Annotated in this window: 1 rRNA gene; it reads right to left on the bottom strand. The window is 51.7% G+C overall.

Features of this window, described 5'->3' with window-relative positions:
- Positions 1–23: 23 nt before the first annotated feature.
- Positions 24–2,930: ribosomal RNA gene (locus GKAS_RS23100) — 23S ribosomal RNA — on the bottom strand.
- Positions 2,931–3,072: the final 142 nt, after the last annotated feature.

Here is a 3,072-nt window from a genome sequence, read left to right as displayed (position 1 = left end):
CGCCAAAACATCTTCGGCGTTGTAAGGTTAAGCCTCACGGTTCATTAGTACTGGTTAGCTCAATGTATCGCTACACTTACACACCCAGCCTATCAACGTCGTCGTCTTCAACGTTCCTTCAGGACTCTCAAGGAGTCAGGGAGAACTCATCTTGGGGCAAGTTTCGTGCTTAGATGCTTTCAGCACTTATCTTTTCCGCATTTAGCTACCGGGCAATGCCATTGGCATGACAACCCGAACACCAGTGATGCGTCCACTCCGGTCCTCTCGTACTAGGAGCAGCCCCCCTCAATTCTCCAGCGCCCACGGCAGATAGGGACCGAACTGTCTCACGACGTTCTAAACCCAGCTCGCGTACCACTTTAAATGGCGAACAGCCATACCCTTGGGACCTACTTCAGCCCCAGGATGTGATGAGCCGACATCGAGGTGCCAAACACCGCCGTCGATATGAACTCTTGGGCGGTATCAGCCTGTTATCCCCGGAGTACCTTTTATCCGTTGAGCGATGGCCCTTCCATACAGAACCACCGGATCACTAAGACCTGCTTTCGCACCTGCTCGAGCCGTCACTCTCGCAGTCAAGCTAGCTTATGCCTTTGCACTAACCTCCTGATGTCCGACCAGGATTAGCTAACCTTCGTGCTCCTCCGTTACTCTTTAGGAGGAGACCGCCCCAGTCAAACTACCCACCAGACACTGTCCGCAACCCGGATTACGGGTCTACGTTAGAACACCAGCCATTAAAGGGTGGTATTTCAAGGTTGGCTCCATGCGAACTGGCGTCCACACTTCAAAGCCTCCCACCTATCCTACACATCAAGGACCAGTGTTCAGTGTCAAGCTATAGTAAAGGTTCACGGGGTCTTTCCGTCTTGCCGCGGGTACACTGCATCTTCACAGCGAGTTCAATTTCACTGAGTCTCGGGTGGAGACAGCCTGGCCATCATTACGCCATTCGTGCAGGTCGGAACTTACCCGACAAGGAATTTCGCTACCTTAGGACCGTTATAGTTACGGCCGCCGTTTACCGGGGCTTCGATCAAGAGCTTCGCGTTGCCGCTAACCCCATCAATTAACCTTCCGGCACCGGGCAGGCGTCACACCGTATACGTCCACTTTCGTGTTTGCACAGTGCTGTGTTTTTAATAAACAGTTGCAGCCAGCTGGTATCTTCGACTGATTTCAGCTCCATGAGTAAATCACTTCACCTACATATCAGCGTGCCTTCTCCCGAAGTTACGGCACCATTTTGCCTAGTTCCTTCACCCGAGTTCTCTCAAGCGCCTTGGTATTCTCTACCTGACCACCTGTGTCGGTTTGGGGTACGATTTGATGTTACCTGATGCTTAGAGGCTTTTCCTGGAAGCAGGGCATTTGTTACTTCAGCACCGTAGTGCCTCGTCATCACACCTCAGCGTTAATAAGCGTCCGGATTTACCTAAACTTCCGCCTACATGCTTAAACCGGGACAACCGTCGCCCGGCTAACATAGCCTTCTCCGTCCCCCCTTCGCAGTAACACCAAGTACAGGAATATTAACCTGTTTCCCATCGACTACGCCTTTCGGCCTCGCCTTAGGGGTCGACTCACCCTGCCCCGATTAACGTTGGACAGGAACCCTTGGTCTTCCGGCGTGCGGGTTTTTCACCCGCATTATCGTTACTTATGTCAGCATTCGCACTTCTGATACCTCCAGCATCCCTCACAGGACACCTTCACAGGCTTACAGAACGCTCCCCTACCCAACAACACATAGTGTCGCTGCCGCAGCTTCGGTGCACAGTTTAGCCCCGTTACATCTTCCGCGCAGGCCGACTCGACCAGTGAGCTATTACGCTTTCTTTAAATGATGGCTGCTTCTAAGCCAACATCCTGGCTGTCTGAGCCTTCCCACATCGTTTCCCACTTAACTGTGACTTTGGGACCTTAGCTGGCGGTCTGGGTTGTTTCCCTCTTCACGACGGACGTTAGCACCCGCCGTGTGTCTCCCGTGATAACATTCTTCGGTATTCGTAGTTTGCATCGGGTTGGTAAGTCGGGATGACCCCCTAGCCGAAACAGTGCTCTACCCCCGAAGATGAATTCACGAGGCGCTACCTAAATAGCTTTCGGGGAGAACCAGCTATCTCCCGGTTTGATTGGCCTTTCACCCCCAGCCACAAGTCATCCGCTAATTTTTCAACATTAGTCGGTTCGGTCCTCCAGTTAGTGTTACCCAACCTTCAACCTGCCCATGGCTAGATCACCGGGTTTCGGGTCTATACCCTGCAACTTAACGCCCAGTTAAGACTCGGTTTCCCTGCGGCTCCCCTATTCGGTTAACCTTGCTACAGAATATAAGTCGCTGACCCATTATACAAAAGGTACGCAGTCACACCCCGAAGGATGCTCCCACTGCTTGTACGTACACGGTTTCAGGTTCTTTTTCACTCCCCTCGCCGGGGTTCTTTTCGCCTTTCCCTCACGGTACTGGTTCACTATCGGTCAGTCAGGAGTATTTAGCCTTGGAGGATGGTCCCCCCATATTCAGACAGGATACCACGTGTCCCGCCCTACTCATCGAGCTCACAACACATGCAATTTTGTGTACGGGGCTATCACCCTGTATCGCCGGCCTTTCCATACCGTTCCACTATCACACATGCTGATTCAGGCTCTGGGCTGCTCCCCGTTCGCTCGCCGCTACTGGGGGAATCTCGGTTGATTTCTTTTCCTCGGGGTACTTAGATGTTTCAGTTCCCCCGGTTCGCTTCGTTAAGCTATGTATTCACTTAACGATAGTGTGTCGAAACACACTGGGTTTCCCCATTCGGAAATCGTCGGTTATAACGGTTCATATCACCTTACCGACGCTTATCGCAGATTAGCACGTCCTTCATCGCCTCTGACTGCCAGGGCATCCACCGTGTACGCTTAGTCGCTTAACCTCACAACCCGAAGATGTTTCTTACGATTCATCATCGCGCTGCAAAAATTTGAGAGACTCAAACACACCTCAGTCTGTTCTTATTACGGAGAACAGAGTTCAGTGTGCTGTTTCAATTTTCAGCTTGATCCAGATTTTTAAAG

This window comes from Kluyvera ascorbata ATCC 33433 (assembly GCF_000735365.1).
Classification (GTDB): domain Bacteria; phylum Pseudomonadota; class Gammaproteobacteria; order Enterobacterales; family Enterobacteriaceae; genus Kluyvera; species Kluyvera ascorbata.
The sequence above is the reverse complement of the archived record's forward strand: the minus strand, read 5'-3'. Positions and strand labels throughout refer to the sequence as shown.